Source organism: Pseudomonas sp. s4 (genome assembly GCF_046764235.1).
GTDB classification, from domain to species: Bacteria; Pseudomonadota; Gammaproteobacteria; order Pseudomonadales; family Pseudomonadaceae; genus Aquipseudomonas; species Aquipseudomonas asiatica.
Window position 1 is genome coordinate 4,363,439 of the sequence record NZ_CP177209.1, and the last position, 19,363, is coordinate 4,382,801.

The window sequence follows — 19,363 nt, forward strand, 5'->3', positions numbered from 1 at the left end:
CGGGCTTGGACATGAGCAATTTCTTGACCTTTGAGTCAGAAAAATATTGACCAGCTGGACAGCTCTTGCTTAGAGTCCGCCCAACAACAATAAAACCATTGCGAGGCCATCCCCGTGATCCAGTTTCTCGTAAACCAGGAGCTGCGTAGTGAGCATGCCCTGGACCCGAACATGACGGTGCTGCAGTACCTGCGCGAGCACCTGGGCAAACCTGGCACCAAGGAGGGCTGCGCCAGTGGTGACTGCGGTGCCTGCACCGTGGTGGTCGGCGAACTGACCCAGGACGACCAAGGCAACGACAGCATCCGCTACCGTAGCCTCAACTCGTGCCTGACCTTCGTCTCGTCGCTGCACGGCAAGCAACTGATCAGCGTCGAGGGTCTCAAGCACCAGGGCCAGCTGCACAGCGTGCAACAGGCCATGGCCGATTGCCATGGCTCGCAGTGCGGCTTCTGTACACCCGGCTTCGTCATGTCGCTGTTCGCCCTGCAGAAGAACAGCAGCGGCCCCGACCTGCACCAGGCCCAGGAAGCCCTGGCCGGCAACCTGTGCCGCTGCACCGGCTACCGACCGATCCTCGACGCCGCCGAGCAGAGCTGCCGCCAGCCCTGCCGCGACCAGTTCGATGCCCAGCAGGCACAGACCATCAGCCGCCTCAAGGCCATTGCCCCAACCCAGACCGGCGAACTGAACAGTGGCGACAAGCGCTGCCTGGTGCCACTGACCGTGGCCGACCTGGCCGACCTGTACAGCTCGCACCCCGAAGCGCGGCTGCTGGCCGGCGGTACCGACCTGGCACTGGAAGTCACCCAGTTTCACAAGACCTTGCCGGTGATGATCTACGTAGGCCATGTGGCCGAGCTCAAGCGCATCGAGAAAACCGCCAGCCACCTGGAAATCGGCGCCGCCACACCGCTCACCGACTGCTACGGTGCGCTGAACGAGGAATACCCGGACTTCGGTGCCCTGCTGCACCGCTTCGCCTCGCTGCAGATCCGCAACCAGGGCACCCTGGGCGGCAATATCGGCAACGCTTCGCCAATCGGTGACTCGCCACCCCTGCTGATTGCCCTGGATGCGCAGATCGTCCTGCGCCAGGGCGATCGCCAGCGGGTGATGCCACTGGAAGACTACTTCATCGACTACCGCATCACCGCCCGCCAGGACAGCGAGTTCATCGAGAAAATCATCGTGCCGCGCGCCACCAGCGATTGGGCGTTCCGCGCCTATAAAGTGTCCAAGCGCCTGGACGATGACATTTCTGCCGTGTGCGGCGCCTTCAACCTGAGCATCGAAGACGGCGTGGTCAGCGGTGTGCGCATCGCCTTCGGCGGCATGGCGGCAATCCCCAAACGGGCCCGTGCCTGCGAAGCAGCGCTACGCGGCAAGCCGTGGAACCAGGCTGCCATCGAGCGCGCCTGCCAGGCCCTGGCGGAAGACTTCACCCCGCTCAGCGACTTCCGCGCCAGCAAGGAATACCGCCTGCTGACCGCCCAGAACCTGCTGCGCAAGTACTTCATCGAACAGCAAACGCCGTACATCGAAACCCGGGTGACCGCTTATGTCTAACCATCACGTAGCCAAGAGCCAGGCCGAGATGGCCGAACTGTTCAGCCAAGACCTGACCACCGGGGTCGGCCGCAGCGTCAAGCATGACAGCGCCGACAAGCATGTGTCCGGCGAGGCGGTGTATATCGACGACCGCCTGGAATTCCCCAACCAGCTGCACGTCTATGCGCGCACCGCCGACCGCGCCCACGCGCGCATCCTGCGCATCGACACCACGCCGTGCTATGCCTTCGAGGGCGTGCGTATCGCCATCACCCACGAAGACATCCCTGGCCTCAAGGACATCGGCCCGGTGGTGGCCGGCGACCCGCTGCTGGCCATCGACAAGGTCGAGTTCTTCGGCCAGCCGGTGCTCGCCGTGGCCGCCCGCGACCTCGACACCGCACGCCGTGCGGCCATGGCCGCCATCGTCGAGTATGAAGACCTGGAACCGGTGCTGGATGTGGTCGAGGCATTGCGCAAGAAGCACTTCGTGCTCGACAGCCACACCCACCAGCGTGGCGATTCCGCCGCTGCCCTGGCCAGTGCACCGCACCGCATCCAGGGCACCCTGCACATCGGTGGCCAGGAGCACTTCTACCTGGAAACGCAGATTTCCTCGGTGATGCCCACCGAAGACGGCGGCATGATCGTCTACTGCTCCACGCAAAACCCCACCGAAGTGCAGAAACTGGTCGCCGAAGTACTCGACGTGCCAATGAACAAGGTGGTGCTGGACATGCGCCGCATGGGTGGCGGTTTTGGTGGCAAGGAAACCCAGGCCGCCAGCCCGGCGTGCCTGTGCGCCGTGGTGGCGCGCCTGACCGGCCAGCCGACCAAGATGCGCCTGCCACGGGTCGAAGACATGACCATGACCGGCAAACGCCACCCGTTCTACGTCGAGTACGACGTGGGCTTCGACGACGACGGGCGCCTGCACGGCATCAACTTCGACCTGGCCGGCAACTGCGGCTACTCGCCCGACCTGTCCGGTTCGATCGTCGACCGCGCCATGTTCCACTCCGACAATGCCTACTACCTGGGCGATGCCACCGTGCACGGCCACCGCTGCAAGACCAACACCGCCTCCAACACCGCCTACCGCGGCTTCGGCGGCCCGCAGGGGATGGTCGCCATCGAGCAGGTGATGGACCACATCGCCCGCCACCTGGGCCGCGACCCGCTGGCGGTGCGCAAGGCCAACTACTACGGCAAGACCGAGCGCAACGTCACCCACTACTACCAGACCGTCGAGCACAACATGCTCGAAGAGATGACCGCCGAACTGGAAGCCAGCAGTGACTATGCCGAGCGCCGCGAGTCGATCCGCCGCTTCAACGCCAACAGCCCGATCCTGAAGAAGGGCCTGGCGCTGACCCCGGTCAAGTTCGGTATTTCGTTCACCGCCACCTTCCTCAACCAGGCCGGTGCGCTGATCCATATCTACACCGACGGCAGCATCCACCTGAACCACGGTGGCACCGAGATGGGCCAGGGCCTGAACACCAAGGTGGCACAGGTGGTGGCGCAGATCTTCCAGGTCGATTTCAGCCGTATCCAGATCACCGCCACCAATACTGACAAGGTGCCCAACACCTCACCGACCGCTGCCTCCAGTGGTGCCGACCTGAACGGCAAGGCAGCGCAGAACGCTGCGGAGATCCTCAAGAAGCGCCTGACCGAGTTCGCCGCGCGGCACTACCAGGTGACCGAGGAAGACGTCGAGTTCCGCAACGGCCATGTGCGCGTGCGCGACCAGATCGTCAGCTTCGAGCAGCTGGTGCAGCAGGCCTATTTTGCCCAAGTGTCGCTGTCCAGCACCGGTTTCTACCGCACGCCGAAGATCTACTACGACCGCAGCCAGGCACGTGGCCGGCCGTTCTACTACTTCGCCTTCGGCGCCGCCTGCGTGGAGGTGGTGGTCGACACCCTGACCGGCGAATACAAGATGCTGCGCGCCGACATCCTGCACGATGTGGGTGATTCGCTGAACCCGGCCATCGACATCGGCCAGGTGGAAGGCGGCTTCATCCAGGGCATGGGCTGGCTGACCACCGAAGAACTGGTGTGGAACGCCAAGGGCAAGCTGATGACCAACGGCCCGGCCAGCTACAAGATCCCGGCAGTGGCGGACATGCCGCTGGATTTGCGGGTAAAGCTGGTGGAAAACCGCAAGAACCCTGAGGACACCGTGTTCCACTCCAAGGCCGTGGGCGAACCGCCGTTCATGCTCGGCATCGCCGCCTGGTGCGCGATCAAGGACGCCGTGGCCAGCATCGCCGACTACCGCGTGCAGCCACAGGTGGATGCACCGGCGACGCCGGAGCGGGTGTTGTGGGGTTGCGAGCAGATGCGCAAGGCGGTGGCTGCAGCGCAACCTGCCGAGCCGGAGCTGGAAACCGTCACCCAGTAACTCCGCCGGCCCGCTTTTTGTAGGAGCGGCCTTGTGTCGCGAAAGGGCCGCGCAGCGGCCCCAAAAAACTGTACAGCAACATGGATTTCTGGGGCTGCTGCGCAGCCCTTTCGCGACACAAGGCCGCTCCTACACAAAGCGGACCGCGTTGTCCTGAAGAGGATCTGCATCATGCACCAATGGATCAACGCCCTCGCCGACCACCAGTCCCGTGGCGAAGCCTGCGTGCTGGTTACCATCATCGAGGAGCGCGGCTCGACCCCGCGCAATGCCGGCTCGAAAATGGTCGTCAGCGCCAGCGGCCTGTTCGACACCATCGGCGGCGGCCACCTGGAATACAAGGCCCTGCACATCGCCCGGCAAATGCTCGAAGAGCACCGCACCACCCCGCATCTGGAGCGCTTCAGCCTCGGTGCCAGCCTTGGCCAGTGCTGCGGCGGCGTCACTGTGCTGCTGTTCGAGCCCATGGCCGCGGTGCAGGCGCAGATCGCGGTGTTCGGCGCGGGCCATGTCGGCCGGGCTCTGGTACCCTTGCTCGCCGCGCTGCCCTGCCGGGTGCGCTGGATCGATTCGCGCGAGCAGGAATTCCCCGCCCTGATCCCCGACGGGGTGACCAAGGTGGTCAGCGAGGATCCGGTCGACGAAGTGGCAGAGCTGCCGCCAGGCTGCTACTGCATCGTCATGACCCACAACCACCAGCTCGACCTGGAATTGACCGCCGCCATTCTCAAGCGCAACGACTTCACCTGGTTCGGCCTGATCGGCTCGAAGACCAAACGGGTCAAGTTCGAACACCGCCTGCGCGAGCGCGGCTATGACGAGGCCGTGATGGCGCGCATGCGCTGCCCGATGGGCCTGGCCGAGGTCAAGGGCAAGCTGCCCATCGAGATCGCCGTGTCCATCGCCGGTGAAATCATCGCCACCTACAACGCCTGCTTCGGCCAGCACGACGCTGCCGCCAATGCCGGCCCCATTGCCCAGTTGCTGCCGCCCTCCCGGCGCAGCCAAGCCATTTGACGAGTGTGTTATGACCGTTACCCGCAAAGCCTACCGTGCCGCCATCCTGCACAGCATCGCCGACCCGGCCGAGGTGGGCCTGGAGGCTTCCCATGAATACTTCGAGGACGGCCTGCTGGTGGTCGACAATGGCCGCATCAGCGCCGTAGGCCACGCCGCCGAACTGTTGCCGACCCTGGACGCCGATATCCCGGTCGAGCACTACCAGGACGCATTGATCACCCCAGGCTTCATCGACACCCATATCCATTTCCCGCAGACCGGCATGATCGGCTCCTACGGCGAGCAGCTGCTGGACTGGCTGAACACCTACACCTTCCCCTGCGAAAAGCAGTTCGCCGACAAGGGCCACGCCGACCAGGTGGCCAAGATCTTCCTCAAGGAACTGCTGCGCAACGGCACCACCACCGCCCTGGTGTTCGGCAGTGTGCACCCGGAATCGGTCAATGCCCTGTTCGAAGAAGCCGAACGCCTGGACCTGCGCCTGATCGCCGGCAAGGTGATGATGGACCGCAACGCCCCGGACTACCTGACCGATACCGCAGAGTCCGGCTATACCGAAAGCAAGGCACTGATCGAGCGCTGGCACGGCAAGGGCCGCCTGCATTATGCAGTCACCCCGCGCTTCGCCCCGACCAGTACGCCTGAACAGCTGGCGCTGGCGGGCCAACTGCTCAAGGAACACCCGGGCGTGTACATGCACACGCACCTGTCGGAAAACCTCAAGGAAATCGATTGGGTCAAGTCGCTGTTCCCCGAGCAGAAGGGTTACCTGGACGTATACGACCACTTCGAGCTGCTGGGCGAACGCTCGGTATTCGCCCATGGCGTGCACCTGTGCGATGACGAATGCCAGCGCCTGGCCGAAACCGGCTCGGCGGTGGCCTTCTGCCCCACCTCCAACCTGTTCCTCGGCAGCGGCCTGTTCAACCTGCCCCAGGCCGAGCGCTTCAAGGTCAATGTGGGCCTGGGCACTGACGTTGGCGCCGGCACCAGCTTCTCGCTGCTCAACACCCTGAACGAAGCGTACAAGGTGATGCAACTGCAGGGCGCACGCCTGCACCCGTACAAGTCACTGTACCTGGCCACCCTCGGCGGCGCCCGCGCGCTGCGCCTGGACGACCGCATCGGCAGCCTGCGCCCGGGCAACGATGCCGACTTCGTGGTACTGGACTACAAGGCCACGCCACTGCTGGACTACCGCATTCAGCAGTCCAACAGCATCGAGGAAACCCTGTTCGTGCTGACCACCCTCGGCGACGACCGCACCGTGCGTGAAACCTACGCCGCTGGGCGTTGCGTGCACCAGCGCTAAGGTTCTTTTGCCAGACCCCGGTACAGTGCGCCGCCGATCGCAGCACCAATCAGCGGCGCCACCCAGAACAGCCACAGCTGTTGCAGGGCCCAGCCACCGACGAACAAGGCCGGCCCCGTGCTACGCGCGGGGTTGACCGAGGTATTGGTCACCGGGATCGAGATCAGGTGGATCAGGGTCAAAGCCAAACCGATGGCGATCGGCGCAAACCCCGCCGGCGCCCGGGCGTCGGTAGCGCCCATGATCACCACCAGGAACATCGCCGTCATCACCACTTCACTGACAAAGCCCGCCCCGAGCGTGTAGCCGCCAGGCGAGTGGTCGGCGTAGCCGTTCGAAGCCAATCCCGCAGACAGCTCGAAACCTGACTTGCCGCTGGCGATGAGGTAGATCACACCTGCCGCCAGAATGGCGCCGATCACCTGGGCGATCACGTAGGGCAGCAGCTCTTTGGCCGGAAAGCGCCCGCCCACCACCAGCCCGAACGACACCGCGGGGTTGAGGTGACAGCCGGAGATATGGCCGATGGCGAAGGCCATGGTCAGCACGGTGAGGCCGAAGGCGAAGGCGACGCCAAGTACACCGATGCCGATGGGGGAGCTGGCGGCGAGTACCGCACTGCCACAGCCGCCAAGCACCAGCCAGAAGGTGCCGACCAGCTCGGCCCCCATGCGTTTACCGAGGGACATGCTCATGAGTCCATTCCTCAAGAAGTTGAACGCAACGAATGCGCAAGCCCAACTGCTTGATGAAGGTTTGCTCACAAGAATTTAGCAGACACCAGGCTAATGGCCAGAAATGGCTGGGCCGCTTCGCGCCCCTTGTGCTGCGAATGGGCTGCAAAGCAGCCCCCTTCAGTCAACCAGGCAAACGATCAACCCTTGGCAGAAACCTTGGGCTTTTTCAGCAAGTGCGAGAACACCGCGTGCAGGTCGTCCGAGGCACTCTCCTCGTCCAGGTTCAGCTTGCTGTCGATGTGGTCCATGTGGTGCATCATCAGGCTCACCGCCTGCTCGGCATCGCGCGCCTCGATGGCATCGATCAGCTGCATGTGCTCGTCATACGAGCAATGCGAGCGGTTGCCGCTTTCGTACTGGGCGATGATCAACGAAGTCTGCGACACCAGGCTGCGCTGGAAGCTGACCAGCGGCGCATTGCCCGCAGCCTCGGCCAGCTTGAGGTGGAATTCGCCGGAAAGACGAATGCCGGCACCACGGTCACCACGCGAGAAGCTGTCGCGCTCCTCCCGCACCATCTGCCGCAGCTCGTTGAGCTGCTCGAGGGTAGCGTGCTGCACGGCCAGTTCGGTAATGGCCCGTTCGACCATGCGCCTGGAGAAGAACACCTGACGGGCTTCTTCCACCGTAGGGCTGGCCACCACTGCGCCGCGGTTCGGCCGCAACAGCACCACGCTTTCATGGGCCAGCCGCGACAACGCGCGGCGAATGATGGTGCGGCTGACGCCGAAGATCTCGCCCAGCGCTTCCTCGCTCAACTTGGTACCCGGTGCCAGACGCTGCTCGAGGATCGCCTCGAAAATATGCGCGTAGACGATGTCGTCCTGGGTACCACTGCGGCCAGCCTTGCCGGTACGCGCAGGTTTCTTCAGAGGTTGCAGCTGTTCGTTCATGGGCTCTCGAGGCACGAAGGAAAGTATGGCGCCATTGTACACAGGCTGAGCCGTTTCTGCAGGTGGCCTTTTACCTATATAGCCGTTGTACGACGTATTGCGCACACAAAAGATAAAACATTATTTGCTTTATTTGTACACAAAAGCATAATCCACCGAGCAACTTCTTGACCCATAAGTCAACAAACCGGTCAGACGTCTGCCTTCCCTCGCGGAGCCGCCAAGTGCATTGCGCAGGCCCATGGTTCCAGAACAACAAGAAAGACTTGAGGAGTACTCGCTGTGGAAAGCCGCAAATCCGAAGCCCCTACGCTGGATCTTGCTCCACCGCTCGAAACGAGCTGGCTGGAGCGGATTTTCAAACTCAAGCAACACGGCAGCACCGTCAGAACCGAAATGATCGCCGGCGTGACCACCTTCATCACCATGGCCTACATCATCTTCGTCAACCCCAACATCATGGCCGACGCAGGCATCGACCACGGTGCCGCCTTCGTCGCCACCTGCATCGCCGCCGCGCTGGGCTGCCTGCTGATGGGCCTGTACGCCAACTGGCCGGTGGGCCTGGCGCCGGGCATGGGGCTCAACGCCTTCTTCACCTACACCGTGGTCGGCACCATGGGCTACAACTGGGAAACGGCACTGGGCGCAGTATTCGTCTCGGGTGTGCTGTTCATGTTCCTGACCTTGTCGAAAGTGCGCGAATGGTTGCTCAACAGCATCCCGGTCAGCCTGCGCCATGCCATGGGGGCCGGCGTCGGATTGTTTCTCGGGCTGATCGGCCTGAAGACGGCAGGCATCATCGTCGACAGCCCCGCCACGCTGATCAAGCTGGGCTCGCTGCATGAGCCAGGGCCGCTGCTGGCGGCGGTGTGCTTCCTGCTGATCGCCATCCTCAGCTACAAGCGGGTGTTCGGCGCGATCCTGATCAGCATCATCGGTGTCACCCTGGCCGGCTGGGGTCTAGGGCTGGTCAAGTTTGGCGGGGTGATGTCGATGCCGCCGAGCCTGGCGCCGACCTGGATGGCCATGGACGTGGCTGGCGTGTTCAACGTCAGCATGATCAGCGTGGTGCTGGCGTTCCTGTTCGTGCACATGTTCGACACCGCCGGCACGCTAATGGGCGTGGCGCAGCGAGCCAACCTGGTGGCACCGGACGGGCGTATCGAGAACTTGTCGAAGGCGCTGAAGGCTGACAGCGCTTCGAGTGTGTTCGGTGCCGTGGTCGGTGTGCCGCCGGTGACCAGTTATGTGGAAAGTGCTGCCGGTGTGGCCGCTGGTGGCCGTACCGGCCTGACGGCGGTGGTGGTCGGCCTGCTGTTCATTGCCGCCATGTTCTTCGCGCCATTGGCCGGAATGATTCCGGCCTATGCCACCGCGGGCGCACTGATCTACGTGGCAATGCTGATGATGGGCAGCATGGCGCATATCCACTGGGACGAGGCCACCGACAGCATTCCGGCGATCGTCACGGTGATCATGATGCCGCTGACTTTCTCGGTCGCTGATGGTATTGCCCTGGGCTTCATCAGCTATGTGGCATTGAAGGCAGGTACCGGCAAGTACAAGGAAATCTCCGCCAGCCTGTGGGTGCTGTGCGCAATCTTCATTGCCAAGTTCGTGTTCCTCTGAACCCTCCACATCCAAAAAGGGCGCTCCGGCGCCCTTCTCTTTTATTTAGCCGGTGCTGGTTTTTTCGCGAAGATGCCCGTTCGAGGGAGTTCAGCTGGCGTCACGCCTGAAGGAACGGTTTCCCGCACGCTTACAACCTCAAATGCCGCCGGCAAGATCGCTACTACATCAAATACATCCTTTTTATAACCTACACCGGGGACCAGATTAAGATCCTTGCGCACGAGTACCGGCAGGACAACACCATCGTCGTAGGCATTAGCGTATGTTTTGGCGTGTTCAGGGGTTGGCGCGACATAGAAGCCTTGCCCTTGGGCTTGCCTATGAGGCTCTGAATACACTGGCGATAGCCCCTTAGCCAATGAAGGAATATTTTTTCGGCTCGTCCCGTGCCAGCCTACCAGTTTTGTAAATACCCCCTTGTTAGCAACTGCAGCCAGAACCTCTACTCGCTTGGGCGGCTTTGCAACCCCCATCAGCCTTTTCCAAAGGCTATGACCGCTTGGATCCTGGTAATTCACTGGGTCGCCCTGGCAGTAGGCATACGCGTTCAAACCACCTTGATCGAACGGACTCAAGCTGTCCGGGCTGTTGAACCGCATCAAAGAGGGAATGAATGCTCGATAACCATTACCCAAGTGGTAATGCTCGGTGACTGGGTCCAGTTGTTCACCGTTGAAGCCGAGTACACCCTGATCAGGCAGATGGTAGCCATAGGGCGCATACGCATTTTTTGTGTCCATCAGGCTGGCTCCTCAACTTGGTAGCTGATCATCCCAGATGAACCAAAAAGAGAGTACTGGCAGAAATGTGAGTGATTTGACCTGATATAAAAAACGCAGACGAAAAAAAGCCCGCCAGTGTGAGAGCGGGCCAAAGGACCTACGAAGATTCTTCTAGCGACCAACTAGCTTCCACGATAGGTCGAATAGCTGTACGGCGAGATCAGCAGCGGCACGTGGTAGTGCTCCTGCTGCTCGTCGATGCCAAAGCGCAGCACGACAACGTCCAGGAACGCCTGGGCCGGCAGCTGTACACCGCGAGCGCGGTAGTAGTCACCAGCGCTGAACTGCAGCTGGTAGACGCCGGTACGGTAGTCGTCACCCTGCAGCAGCGGCGCATCGACGCGGCCATCGCTGTTGGTCAGGGCGGTGTTCACCAGCTCAAGCTGCTGGCCTTCGACACGGTACAGCTCGACCTTGATCGAGCTGCCCGGGCAGCCATGCGCGGCATCCAGTACGTGTGTGGTCAAACGTCCCATTGCTTGTCGCCTCTTGTTCAATCTGTGGGCAAAAAATACTCAGCCGTCGCACCAGCATAGCGCCTGCGGCAGGCGGGAATGACGTCATTAAGACATTCCGAACAAAGATTGTACACAATTTTTTCAATCCATCTGTCGCCCGCAGCGAATCTTGCCCCTGAGCGACCCACCGATCGCAAAGACAGGCCTGGTAACGACACCAACGTCATTAGCTGACCAATCAGGCAGGTTTCTTGCACTGTTTTTCCAGGTCGCTGCGAGGCGACAAAAGGGAAGAAATGCGGAAAAACAGGCTTACAAAAGATTTCAGAAGTTGTATACAATCAGCCCATCCGGTGGTGCGACATCCCGACGCGGTCCGCCCACCCCCGCACAAACGCACAAGAAGGAAGACTGCAGTGAGCGCTGACTACCCTCGCGACCTGATCGGTTACGGCAACAACCCTCCTCACCCGCAATGGCCGGGCAACGCTCGCATCGCGCTGTCTTTCGTCCTCAACTACGAGGAAGGTGGCGAACGCAACATCCTGCACGGTGACAAGGAGTCCGAAGCGTTCCTCTCGGAAATGGTCGCCGCCCAGCCACTGCAGGGCGTGCGCAACATGAGCATGGAATCGCTGTACGAGTACGGCAGCCGTGCCGGCGTGTGGCGCCTGCTGAAGCTGTTCAAGGACAGCGGCGTGCCGTTGACCATCTTCGCCGTGGCCATGGCCGCCCAGCGCCACCCCGACGTGATCCGTGCGATGGCCGAGGCCGGTCATGAAATCTGCAGCCACGGCTACCGCTGGATCGACTACCAGTACATGGACGAGGCCCAGGAGCGCGAGCACATGCTCGAAGCCATCCGCATCCTCACCGAAATCACCGGCGAGCGCCCGCTGGGCTGGTACACCGGCCGCACCGGCCCGAACACCCGTCGCCTGGTGATGGAGGAAGGCGGCTTCCTGTATGACAGCGACACCTACGACGACGACCTGCCCTACTGGGAGCCGAACAACCCTACCGGCAAGCCGCACCTGGTGATCCCCTACACCCTCGACACCAACGACATGCGCTTCACCCAGGTACAGGGCTTCAACTGCGGCGAGCAGTTCTTCCAGTACCTGAAGGACGCCTTCGATGTGCTGTACGCCGAGGGCGCCGAAGCACCGAAAATGCTGTCCATCGGCCTGCACTGCCGCCTGGTCGGCCGCCCGGCGCGCCTGGCCGCACTGAAGCGCTTCGTCGATTACGCAAAAAGCCATGACCAGGTCTGGTTCGCCCGTCGCGTGGACATCGCCCGCCACTGGCACGCCACCCACCCGTACAAGAAAGAGAACGCCTGATGACCGCCTTCAAGACCCTCAAGCCATCCGCCCTGGACCGCGACGCCTTCGTCAAGGCCTTCGCCGACATCTACGAGCACTCGCCGTGGGTAGCCGAAAAAGCCTATGACCTGGGCCAACTGGGCGAACTGGACGAGATCGAGGCGCTGCACCAGCGCATGAGCGACATCCTGCTCAGCGCCAACCACGCCGACCAGTTGGCGCTGATCAACGCTCACCCGGACCTGGCCGGCAAGGCCGCCATCCAGGGCGAGCTGACCGAATCGAGCACCAACGAGCAGGCCGGCGCCGGTATTCACCAGTGCACCGCCGAAGAGTTCGCCCGTTTCACCGAACTGAACGACGCCTACAAGGCCAAGTTCCAGTTCCCGTTCATCATGGCGGTAAAAGGCAGCAACCGGCACCAGATCCTCGCCTCCTTCGAAAAACGCATCCACAACGATGCCGATGCCGAATTCAAGGAAGCCCTGGCGCAGATCAACCTGATCGCCCTGTTCCGCCTGCTGCAGCTGTAAAGCCGCCGCAACGCTTGAGCCTTATCCAGAACAACGAACATAGAAGAGATATCCGCATGCGCACCCTGATGATCGAGCCCCTGACCAAAGAAGCCTTCGCCCCCTTCGGAGACGTGATCGAAACCGACGGCAGCGACCACTTCATGATCAACAACGGCTCGACCATGCGCTTCCACAAGCTCGCCACGGTCGAAACCGCCGAGCCTGAAGACAAGGCGATCATCAGCATCTTCCGCGCCGACGCGCTGGACATGCCGCTGACCGTGCGCATGCTGGAACGCCATCCGCTGGGCAGCCAGGCTTTCATCCCGCTGCTCGGCAACCCCTTTCTGATCGTGGTCGCGCCAGTTGGCGATGCACCTGTATCAGGTTTGGTCCGAGCCTTCCGCAGTAATGGCAGGCAGGGCGTTAATTACCATCGCGGCGTCTGGCACCACCCGGTGCTGACGATCGAAAAGCGGGATGACTTCCTGGTGGTTGATCGCAGTGGTTCCGGCAACAACTGCGACGAGCATTACTTCACCGAGGAACAGATGCTGGTCCTCAATCCCCACCAATAAGAAAAGGTCGGTCATTCAAGGGCATTGCCCGAGCGGGTGACCGGCAAGAGGTACATACTGTGGAAGCACACCTTCACGAATGGCTGAACCTGAGCATTCGCTGGGTTCACATGATCACCGGTGTCGCCTGGATCGGTGCATCGTTCTACTTCGTCTGGCTGGAGAACCACCTGAACCGAAGCAACCCGCGCGATGGGTTGTCGGGTGATCTCTGGGCAATTCACGGCGGTGGTATTTACCACCTGGAGAAATACAAGCTCGCCCCCCCGAAAATGCCCGAGAACCTGCACTGGTTCAAATGGGAGGCCTACTTCACCTGGATGTCCGGTATTGCGCTGCTGTGCGTGGTGTTCTACTGGAACCCGACCCTGTACCTGCTGGCCCCCGGCAGCACCTTGAGCGGTGCCGAAGGCGTGGCCATCGGTATCGGCTCGCTGATCGCCGGCTGGTTCATCTACGACTTCCTGTGCGACTCGCCCCTGGGCAAGAAGCCAGCGCTGCTCGGTGCAGTACTGTTCGTGCTGATCATCGCGGCATGCTGGGGCTTCAGCCTGGTGTTCAGCGGCCGTGGTGCGTACCTGCACACCGGCGCGATCATCGGCACCATCATGGTCGGCAACGTGTTCCGCATCATCATGCCGGCCCAGCGCCAGCTGGTTGCGGCGATCGAGAACAACCAGACCCCAGACCCGGTACTGCCGGCCAAGGGCCTCCTGCGCTCGCGACACAACAACTACTTCACCCTGCCGGTGCTGTTCATCATGATCAGCAACCACTTCCCGAGCACCTACGGTAGCCAGTACAACTGGCTGATCCTGGCCGGTATCGCAGTAGCCGCGGTCCTGATCCGCCACTACTTCAACACCCGCCACGACAGCAACAAGTACGCCTGGACCCTGCCGGTCGGCGCCCTGGCGATGATCTGCCTGGCCTATGTCACCGGTCCGAAACCGATGGCCGTCAGCCCTGAGCAAGCCGCGGCGAAGGTCGAGTACCAGCCACTGCCCGCGACCGCTGTAGGTGGCAAGACCGCCGCCGAGCAACGCGCCGAAGACGCCGCCAAGGCTGCCGCAGCGCCGGCCGCGCCGGCCGAAGCCCCTGCCCAGGCCAACGCCCAGGCTGGCGGCGAGAGCTTCGACAAGATCCACAATGTCATCCAGGAACGCTGCACCGTGTGCCACTCGTCCAAGCCGACCAGCCCACTGTTCAGCGCCGCCCCTGCCGGCGTGATGTTCGACACCCCGCAGCAGATCCAGGCCCAGGCCGCGCGCATCCAGGCGCAAGCGGTCGCCAGCCAGATCATGCCGCTGGGCAACATCACCCAGATGACCACCGAAGAGCGCAAGCTGGTCGGTGACTGGATCGCCAAAGGCGCCCCGGTCAACTGATAGCACCTCGCCAGGCAACCCGTTCCCAAGGGGGATCACCTCCCCCTGTGGGAGCGGGCGTGCCCGCGAAGAGGCCGGCAAAGCCAGCCTCAGGCTTCATGTATTACGCAACAAGCAAGCATCGAGCGTTCGACCTCTAGCGGGAACCCCAGGCTGCCTCCACCGGGCCTGCCGCCTGAGCCCGGCGCTTGGATCCGAGAATAAAAACAAAACTCGAGGTGCTGCATGTCCGAGTCACGCAAGGCGTACATCCCTGTTGCGCCGCCGCGCGAGCCCTTGCCCCTGTTCCAACTGATCCTGGTTGGCCTGCAACACGTTCTGCTGATGTACGGCGGCGCGATCGCCGTGCCGTTGATCATCGGCCAGGCCGCCGGGTTGTCCCGTGAAGAAGTCGCTTTCCTGATCAACGCCGACCTGCTGGTCGCTGGCGTCGCCACCATCATCCAGTCCTTCGGTATCGGCCCGGTGGGCATCCGCATGCCGGTGATGATGGGTGCCAGTTTCGCTGCCGTCGGCAGCATGGTGGCCATGGCCGGCATGCCAGGGGTGGGCCTGCAGGGGATCTTCGGCGCGACCATTGCCGCCGGGTTCTTCGGCATGCTGATCGCGCCGTTCATGTCCAAGGTCGTACGCTTCTTCCCACCCCTGGTTACCGGCACGGTGATCACCTCGATTGGCCTGTCGCTGTTCCCGGTGGCAGTCAACTGGGCCGGTGGTGGCCAACAGGCAGATACCTTCGGCTCGCCGATCTACCTGCTGGTGGCCGGCCTGGTACTGGCGGTAATCCTGCTGATCAACCGCTTCATGCGCGGTTTCTGGGTCAACGTGTCGGTGCTGGTGGGCATGGGCCTGGGCTACATCCTGGCCGGCTCCATCGGCATGGTCGACCTGTCGGGCCTGAACGACGCACCGTGGCTGCAAGTGGTGACCCCACTGCACTTCGGCATGCCGACCTTCAGCCTGGCGCCGATCCTGTCCATGTGCCTGGTGGTGGTGATCATCTTCGTCGAGTCCACCGGCATGTTCCTGGCCCTGGGCAAGGTGACCGATCGTGAAGTTACCCCAGGGATGCTGCGTCGCGGCCTGCTGTGCGATGCCGGTGCGTCGTTCATCGCCGGCTTCTTCAACACCTTCACCCACTCCTCGTTCGCCCAGAACATCGGCCTGGTGCAGATGACCGGGGTGCGCTGCCGCTATGTCACCATCGTGGCCGGTGCACTGCTGATCCTGCTCAGCCTGCTGCCCAAGGCGGCCTTCCTGATCGCCTCGATCCCGCCTGCGGTACTGGGCGGCGCGTCCATCGCCATGTTCGGCATGGTCACCGCCACCGGGATCAAGATTCTCCAGGAGGCGGACATCGGCGACCGTCGCAACCAGCTGCTGGTTGCAGTGAGCGTCGGCTTCGGGTTGATCCCCGTGGTACGTCCGGAGTTCTTCGCCCAGATGCCCCAGTGGATGGAGCCCATCACCCACAGTGGCATCGCCATGGCCACGGTTAGTGCCCTGGTGTTGAACGTGCTGTTCAACATCCTTGGTGGTGCCGACCGCGCGGTGCACAACGAAGCCTGTCACCAACATTGAGCCAGACGGGGCGGCGCATGGCCGCCCCGCATTCACACAGGCAGTAAACGCAACACCGTCGGCCCGCCGGAATGGGCCGCCCGGGGCGCCTGCGCGCCAAATAAACCGCCAACAAAAACAATAAGTCCGGGAATCACAACATGAAGCGCATCACCACGTCCCTGTTGCTGGGCAGCAGCCTGCTGGCCACCCTCCCCTCGCATGCAGGCGAATGGCTGCAATGGCACGGCGAAAGCCTGACCTACCTGTACGGCAAGGACTTCAAGGTCAACCCTGATATCCAGCAGACCATCACGTTCGAGCACGCCAACAAATGGAAGTACGGCGACACCTTCATGTTCGTCGACAAGATCTTCTACAACGGCAAGGCCGACGCCAGCAAAGGCGTCACCACCTACTACGGCGAGTTCAGCCCACGCCTGTCATTCGGCAAGATCTTTGACAAGAAGCTGGCCTTCGGCCCGATCAAGGACGTACTGCTGGCAATGACCTACGAGCGCGGCGAAGGCGACAACGAGGCCTACCTGATCGGCCCAGGTTTCGACCTGAACGTCCCCGGCTTCAACTATTTCACCCTGAATTTCTACGTGCGCAACACCGAGGGCAGCCGCCCGGGTGACAACGTCTGGCAGATCACCCCCGGCTGGTCCTACACCATCCCCGTGGGCAGGTCCGACATTCTGATCGACGGCTACATGGACTGGGTCACCGACAATGACCAGACCCGCCGTGGCACCTACCACGCCAACCTGCACTTCAACCCGCAGGTGAAGTACGACCTGGGCAAAGCGCTGAACCTGGGCGCCAAGCAGCTGTACGTGGGCTTTGAGTACAGCTACTGGAAGGACAAGTACGGCATCGACAGCCGCGGCAATCTGGAAAGCAACCAGAGTGTCGCCAGTGCGCTGATCAAAGTGCACTTCTAGAAAACTGACCAAACGCACAAGTTTGTTCCACTCTGCTCCAGGACGGAGCACTTGAGGCAAGGCGCGCAAGCCAGTAATCTGCGCGCCCCCTCGATCAGGGCAGAACGGATTCTGCCTGCGTTTACTGACCGCTCAGTCAATGAATACGGGCGGTTGGCCAACGTGTTGCCAGCCTGAAAGACCCTTTTCATCCGTTCAGAACGAAGTCGAGCAGGAAGGTTTTGCCAGCCCAGGAAAGTTGGCTCAACCCTTGCCAAACAGCTGTGGCCTATCGAAAAAAGCTGACTCAAAAGACAAAAAGCGCCAATAACGAGCGCTGACAACAGATCAATCAAGGGAGCGACATTCGCAATGCGTACCATCAACAGCCTGATCCTCGCCGGCGGCCTGCTGGCCTGTGGCACCACCTTCGGCGGCGACCTGCTGCAATGGCAGAACAACAGCCTGACCTACCTGTGGGGCAAGAACTTCAAGGTCAACCCGTCGATCCAGCAAACCGTGACCTTCGAGCACGCTGATGGCTGGAAGTACGGCGATAACTTCATCTTTGTCGACAAGATCTTCTACCAAGGCCAGAAAGATGAGGGCAACGGCCCGAACACCTACTACGGCGAAATCAGCCCGCGCCTGTCGTTCGGCAAGATCTTCGACCAGAAGATCGGGTTTGGCCCGGTCAAGGACGTACTGCTGGCGATGACCTACGAGTTCGGTGAAGGTGATACCGAGTCTTACCTGATCGGCCCTGGCTTCGACCTGGACATCCCAGGCTTCGACTACTTCCAGCTGAACTTCTACAACCGCACCACCGACGGCAGCCGCGCCGGCGACAACGTGTGGCAGATCACCCCGGTGTGGTCGTACACCATTCCGGTCGGTTCGTCCGATGTGCTGATCGACGGCTTCATGGACTGGGTGGTGGACAACGACGAGAACCGCCGCGGCACCTACCAGGCCAACCTGCACTTCAACCCGCAGATCAAGTATGACCTGGGCAAGGCCTTGCACCTGGGCGAGAAGCAGCTGTATGTGGGTGTGGAGTACGACTACTGGAAGAACAAGTACGGCATCAAGGATTCCGATGCCTTCACCACCGACCAGAACACCATGAGCTTCCTGCTCAAGGTTCACTTCTGATCGGAGCATAGGGGCTGCTGCACAGCCCCTCGCGGCACAAGGCCGCTCCTACAGGTACGGCACAGGTTTCGGAAACTGTGTATTCCCTGTGGGAGCGGGCTTGCCCGCGAACCGGGGCAAAGCCCCGGCCATGCAAATCAGGTGGCCGGCCGAACCGCACGCCACAATTTCCCCGCAATGCCCACCACGGCCAGCACCACCGCACCGGCCACAACCCCAACACCGCCGTTCAGCAGTGCCACGGTCAACGCCCCGCCACGCCCTTCGCTAAATGCCTCGATCGCATGATGCAGAGGTGCGATGCCATGCACCAGGATCCCGCCACCAACCAGGAACATGGCCGCCGTGCCGATCACCGACAGGCTCTTCATCATGTATGGCGCGGCACGCAGAATGCCGTTACCCACCGCCCTGGCCAGGCGTGATGCCTTGCGGGTCATCCACAGCCCCAGGTCATCGAGCTTGACGATACCGCCCACCAGCCCGTACACGCCGATGGTCATGACCACCGCAATACCCGACAGCACGACGATCTGCTGGGTCAACGGCGAGTCGGCAACGATGCCCAGGGTGATGGCGATGATTTCTGCCGACAGGATGAAGTCGGTACGTACAGCGCCCTTGATCTTGGCTTTCTCGAACGCCACCAGGTCGACATTGGCATCGGCCACCGCCTCCTTGAGCGCTTCGTGCTCGGCGTCAGTCTCGGCCTTGCTGTGCAGGAACTTGTGCGCCAGCTTCTCGAAGCCCTCGAAGCAAAGGTAGGCACCGCCCAGCATCAGCAACGGCGTCACCGCCCAGGGAATGAACGCACTGATCAGCAGCGCCGCCGGCACCAGGATGGCCTTGTTCACCATCGAGCCCTTGGCTACTGCCCACACCACAGGGATCTCGCGCTCGGCACGTACCCCGGTGACCTGCTGGGCATTCAGCGCCAGGTCATCGCCCAGCACGCCTGCGGTCTTTTTCGCCGCCACCTTGGTCATCACCGAGACGTCATCGAGCACAGTGGCGATGTCGTCGATCAGTACCAGTAGACTGCTTCCTGCCATGTTTGCCTGCATCCAGAAGAGTGAGTGCCCAGGATTCTAGCCCAAAGCCGCTGCCTTGAGCGCCCG

16 protein-coding genes and 1 pseudogene are annotated in these 19,363 nt (G+C 62.0%); 12 read left to right on the forward strand and 5 right to left on the reverse strand.

What is annotated here, in order from left to right; genetic code table 11:
* Nucleotides 1–114: 114 nt before the first annotated feature.
* The 4 genes from xdhA (at nt 115) to guaD (ending at nt 6,293) form a co-directional block, all read left to right on the forward strand.
* On the forward strand, nt 115–1,569 hold the full coding sequence (gene xdhA, locus ACK56M_RS20235; RefSeq protein WP_015271156.1) for a xanthine dehydrogenase small subunit: 1,455 nt from the start codon (nt 115–117) through the stop codon (nt 1,567–1,569).
* Entirely contained in the window at nt 1,562–3,961 is a 2,400-nt protein-coding gene (gene xdhB, locus ACK56M_RS20240) for a xanthine dehydrogenase molybdopterin binding subunit (protein ID WP_015271157.1), read from the forward strand. The genes xdhA and xdhB overlap by 8 nt, the downstream gene beginning before the upstream one ends.
* Before the next feature lie 171 nt (nt 3,962–4,132).
* Nucleotides 4,133–4,978 carry a xanthine dehydrogenase accessory protein XdhC gene (gene xdhC, locus ACK56M_RS20245; protein ID WP_015271158.1) on the forward strand — a complete coding sequence of 282 codons (846 nt, stop codon included), beginning with the start codon at nt 4,133–4,135 and terminating at the stop codon, nt 4,976–4,978.
* Nucleotides 4,979–4,988: 10 nt separating this feature from the next.
* Nucleotides 4,989–6,293: a guanine deaminase gene (gene guaD / locus ACK56M_RS20250; protein ID WP_015271159.1), complete on the forward strand. Its 1,305-nt coding sequence runs from the start codon at nt 4,989–4,991 to the stop codon at nt 6,291–6,293.
* Here guaD and aqpZ read toward each other — a convergent pair.
* Both aqpZ and ACK56M_RS20260 read right to left on the reverse strand, forming a co-directional pair.
* Entirely contained in the window at nt 6,290–6,988 is a 699-nt protein-coding gene (gene aqpZ / locus ACK56M_RS20255; protein WP_013973527.1) for an aquaporin Z, read from the reverse strand. The genes guaD and aqpZ overlap by 4 nt on opposite strands.
* 179 nt (nt 6,989–7,167) lie before the next feature.
* The gene (locus ACK56M_RS20260; protein WP_015271161.1) at nt 7,168–7,923 is read right to left on the reverse strand and encodes a GntR family transcriptional regulator; all 756 of its coding nucleotides are present in this window, start codon (nt 7,921–7,923) and stop codon (nt 7,168–7,170) included.
* A gap of 282 nt (nt 7,924–8,205) precedes the next feature.
* On the opposite strand from ACK56M_RS20260, the gene ACK56M_RS20265 reads away from it, so the two are divergent.
* Nucleotides 8,206–9,555, forward strand: coding sequence for an NCS2 family permease (locus ACK56M_RS20265; protein ID WP_013973528.1), 1,350 nt, complete (start codon nt 8,206–8,208; stop codon nt 9,553–9,555).
* A 485-nt stretch (nt 9,556–10,040) separates the two neighbouring features.
* Here the strand turns inward: ACK56M_RS20265 and ACK56M_RS20270 are convergent.
* Both ACK56M_RS20270 and uraH read right to left on the reverse strand, forming a co-directional pair.
* Nucleotides 10,041–10,283 (reverse strand): annotated as a pseudogene (locus tag ACK56M_RS20270) (RHS repeat-associated core domain-containing protein); the annotation flags it as partial.
* Between the two features lie 179 nt (nt 10,284–10,462).
* Nucleotides 10,463–10,816, reverse strand: coding sequence for a hydroxyisourate hydrolase (uraH, locus tag ACK56M_RS20275; protein ID WP_003259496.1), 354 nt, complete (start codon nt 10,814–10,816; stop codon nt 10,463–10,465).
* A 398-nt stretch (nt 10,817–11,214) separates the two neighbouring features.
* On the opposite strand from uraH, the gene puuE reads away from it, so the two are divergent.
* The 7 genes from puuE (at nt 11,215) to ACK56M_RS20310 (ending at nt 18,245) form a co-directional block, all read left to right on the forward strand.
* The gene (gene puuE / locus ACK56M_RS20280; RefSeq protein ID WP_013973531.1) at nt 11,215–12,141 is read left to right on the forward strand and encodes an allantoinase PuuE; all 927 of its coding nucleotides are present in this window, start codon (nt 11,215–11,217) and stop codon (nt 12,139–12,141) included.
* A complete protein-coding gene (uraD, locus tag ACK56M_RS20285; RefSeq protein ID WP_013973532.1) occupies nt 12,141–12,656 on the forward strand; it encodes a 2-oxo-4-hydroxy-4-carboxy-5-ureidoimidazoline decarboxylase in 516 nt (171 codons plus the stop codon). Before puuE ends, uraD begins: the two co-directional genes overlap by 1 nt.
* Nucleotides 12,657–12,712: 56 nt before the next feature.
* A complete protein-coding gene (locus ACK56M_RS20290; RefSeq protein ID WP_003259500.1) occupies nt 12,713–13,216 on the forward strand; it encodes an ureidoglycolate lyase in 504 nt (167 codons plus the stop codon).
* A gap of 59 nt (nt 13,217–13,275) precedes the next feature.
* Nucleotides 13,276–14,604: a urate hydroxylase PuuD gene (locus ACK56M_RS20295; protein WP_015271163.1), complete on the forward strand. Its 1,329-nt coding sequence runs from the start codon at nt 13,276–13,278 to the stop codon at nt 14,602–14,604.
* 225 nt (nt 14,605–14,829) lie between these two features.
* A complete protein-coding gene (locus tag ACK56M_RS20300) occupies nt 14,830–16,185 on the forward strand; it encodes a nucleobase:cation symporter-2 family protein (protein WP_013973535.1) in 1,356 nt (451 codons plus the stop codon).
* Between the two features lie 140 nt (nt 16,186–16,325).
* Nucleotides 16,326–17,111 (forward strand): outer membrane protein OmpK, encoded by a 786-nt coding sequence (locus ACK56M_RS20305; protein ID WP_015271165.1) that lies wholly within the window; start codon nt 16,326–16,328, stop codon nt 17,109–17,111.
* Between the two features lie 351 nt (nt 17,112–17,462).
* Entirely contained in the window at nt 17,463–18,245 is a 783-nt protein-coding gene (locus ACK56M_RS20310; protein WP_003259506.1) for an outer membrane protein OmpK, read from the forward strand.
* A 137-nt stretch (nt 18,246–18,382) separates the two neighbouring features.
* On the opposite strand, the gene ACK56M_RS20315 is transcribed toward ACK56M_RS20310, so the two are convergent.
* Nucleotides 18,383–19,297, reverse strand: coding sequence for a DUF808 domain-containing protein (locus ACK56M_RS20315; protein WP_015271166.1), 915 nt, complete (start codon nt 19,295–19,297; stop codon nt 18,383–18,385).
* Between the last annotated feature and the right edge of the window lie 66 nt (nt 19,298–19,363).